Origin of the sequence: Bacillus cereus group sp. N6, assembly GCF_016483705.1 — a bacterium.
In the GTDB taxonomy this organism is placed as follows: domain Bacteria; phylum Bacillota; class Bacilli; order Bacillales; family Bacillaceae_G; genus Bacillus_A; species Bacillus_A wiedmannii.
Genome location: NZ_JAEHBI010000128.1, coordinates 1 through 3192 on the forward strand (window position 1 = coordinate 1; position 3192 = coordinate 3192).

A 3192-nucleotide genomic window follows, 5' to 3' on the forward strand; every position below is an offset into this window, starting at 1 on the left:
TTTTTTTCATGTTTTCAAATCGGAAACATGTATTTGGCCTGCTTTTTTGTCTGAAAAAGCTGAGTAGTTACAAATATCATTCACAAATTTGACTAGGTAACATATATATCCTATAAAGGTACCCTGTTGTATCTGTAAGAAATAAAGCTACTATATGTAGTTTTTATAAATAGTAGCTTTATTTGTATTATTTATTGTTATACCCTATTACAAAAAAGATGATTCTCAGAGAGGAGTCATCTTTTTATCTACCAATTAAAGCAGAACCACTTAGAAAAATTTACAACAGAACCGTAATTGTTATTAGTAATCTGTACTTGTTGCATCAGGAGTGAAAAATCGCGCTTTTTGTGTAAAATATGAATAATGAAAAAGTAATCCAGCATAGCAAGACTGGATTACTTTTTCATAAAATGGAATGTTGTACTATACAACAAAAATAATATAATAAATGTAAGAGATACACTAGATATGTTTAAAATATAAAAAAACACCTTCACCTCCCGATAAAGGTGCCCCACACATGGTGATTATCTAGGTGTATACATAGTGTATGCATGATTAACGACGGATAGAATGCTACTTTTTTCAAAATATCTCCCTTTATTTTCTCAATTATTTTGTAGTTCAAGGGAATGTTGTTTGAAATAAAGTGTTGTGCAAATAATTCATTTAGTATAAATAAAATCCAAATACTTACATTTATTCAAAAGACTAATATAATCAGAATGCATTTCTCTTTATCTTAATTAAAACGGTAATACATATTGATACGCTGTTCCTTGATACTGTCTAAATATATTATAAAAATCTAATTTTCTTTCTTGGATCCATTTTCCTGGTAAATTTTCTGTTTGTCTCATATACACCTGTATCATCCACCCTTCTAAAGAAGCTCGATGAGCCAGATACTGCTCCCCTATATGAGGAGGTAAAGCAACCGGAGATAGCGCATCCATTGCACCAGAAGGTGCTAATCGATAATATACTCTACCATTTTCTTAGAATAAATTTTGCGATTTTAAATCCATTGTTCCCATGTAAAGATAATTATCCTGTTTACCATATATGGTTTGCTTATTAATTTGTTCAGCTTGTGCACGTATGACTCCCATAGTTATTACACATACAAAAAAAATTAAAATACTACTCAACCATTTTGCTCTTTTTCCCATAAACATTCTCCTATACTTTAATTATTTAATAATAGATTGTGTATTAAATGCTTAAAAATCAATGCTACTGATTAATTAATTTTGATTTAGTACATTTTCTTTCTCTATTTATACACAATGAACTTCATTTAACACAATTTCTTACAAACGTAACATCCTATTTGAATCATACAAAATCTGTAAACGACCATCAACATCTGAAAGTTGAGAAATTTTTTAAATCTCACACAAAAAATCAGTATGAATATCTTATACATACTGATTAAAAAAGAAGTACTCTAACTTTTTCTATTTCATTGTAACCATTATCTAGTATCATCCTAAAACATCATCATAACTATAAACATTTTATATAATATTTTCTCTGGTTGCACAACATAAAATCCATTTCGTTATTGCCTTGGAAACGTAGCATATACCATCTGAGATTTTCCGAGCCTAAATTCCCTATAAAATTTGTATAGAAAGGAAGTGGAGATGCTTTTTGAATCGAATTATTTAGATCTTTATAAACGAACGTATTATGAGTAGCACTGCCCACATTTATTCGACAATCTGTAAAATATGCTGTCACCGTTTTATAGCTATTCCAAGGATTGATTACTAACTATTTTGATATAGTATCTAATGTGCGGTTTAAGTACCCCCTGTCCAACTTTAAGCCGATTGTTTTCTTTTCTGTGTAAGTACCTCGTAGGATAAACATATAAAAAAATTTAGATTATTTTTCGGATCTGGATGTTCTAAATCTGCAGTTGATACAGCTGGAGTTATATATTCATTTTGATGATTTATTAACATCTACCTATAAATTGGATAAGTTGTGTTCACGGCAAGATTCTTCCAGAATCAAGAGGTCTAATCAGAAAAATATTCCCTATAAGATAAAATGTATTTTCATAGGAATCCCTTCCTTTTCAAAAACATACTGGAATAAATATCCTTACTCAAGCGTATAAAAGGCGATGGTTCAATGATAGGCGGGAGAGGCATTTCGACTTGGCATAGCCAAAAACGTTTGATAAACTAGCCCTATGAAGTTCTTTGATCACTAGATACAGAAGGTTGCAGGAAGAAAATAGAGTGCGAAAGCCAAGCAGTTCGGTTCCTGTGTAAAATATTAACTTTTTCCAAATGTGCGTCCAATCGTTGGATATCTAAGAAGAGATACACCGAAGTAACACTCATGGACTCAAAAGGTTTCTTTCGTCACGGAACTGAAAAGCTCCCACTTCAATCTTGGATAATTCGTCAGTAGGTCACTAAATCTATCTTTTATACGCCACCCTTGAATAAGAACATGAGAATAGTCCCTATGATACCACCCACAATCAGGCGTAGAATCCAAGTTGTATTTGCACTGATTTTATCCAATTGTTTGTTAATATTGATAATATCTTTTTCATTCCCTGTTGTACGCATTTCTAATCTTTTCATTTCAATCCTGATATCCTTTATATCTTGTTTCACTTCCTGTATATCGCTTTTGACATCCTGTAATTGCTCCATTTTGATCACCTTTCTTTTGATAAAGAATAGCCTTTATTTATAAACTTTTCCACCTTTTTCATCCATACTTTACCCCTGAATCTTTCATAGTTAGTCTCTTCAAATCTTAATACAGCGTTTCTTATATACTATGAAACAAGCTCTTTCACTGTGAATACCTATAGAACCTTATATATCATGATATAGCCAATAATTAAGGATTTCTCTAAGTTGTCAACCCCGTTCTATCGTAGACTGACAAGCTAGTATCTTTCATATCTTAATAAAGTGTTTGCGACCAGCACTTAATCAAAAATAAAACGCTAAAACATTAGAACACACAAATAATTGCGCATTATATGGTCATGGTATTGTAGCCCATAAGTTAATAGGTTTCTGCTGCAAATTTTTCTAAATGGAATTAAAATAGAAAAATGGTTTGAGGAATAGGATGTGACCTGGTCAAGAAAAACTGGAACATCAATTAGATTACGCAATTGATTTTGAATACTGATACGGAGTCATGCCA

The 3192-nt window shown here is 31.4% G+C and carries 2 protein-coding genes; both read right to left on the reverse strand.

Going from position 1 to position 3192, the window contains the following annotated elements:
* Positions 1–1001: 1001 nt before the first annotated feature.
* A complete protein-coding gene (locus JDS99_RS30215) occupies positions 1002–1175 on the reverse strand; it encodes a hypothetical protein (RefSeq protein ID WP_199696415.1) in 174 nt (57 codons plus the stop codon).
* A gap of 1275 nt (positions 1176–2450) precedes the next feature.
* Positions 2451–2684, reverse strand: a complete 234-nt coding sequence (locus JDS99_RS30220; protein WP_199696416.1) for a hemolysin XhlA family protein — start codon at positions 2682–2684, stop codon at positions 2451–2453.
* Positions 2685–3192: the final 508 nt, after the last annotated feature.

Coding starts and splice junctions, on each gene's coding strand:
- JDS99_RS30215 (WP_199696415.1), bottom strand. CDS start 1,175: ATGGGAAAAAGAGCAAAATGGTTGAGTAGTATTTTAATTTTTTTTGTA.
- JDS99_RS30220 (WP_199696416.1), bottom strand. CDS start 2,684: ATGGAGCAATTACAGGATGTCAAAAGCGATATACAGGAAGTGAAACAA.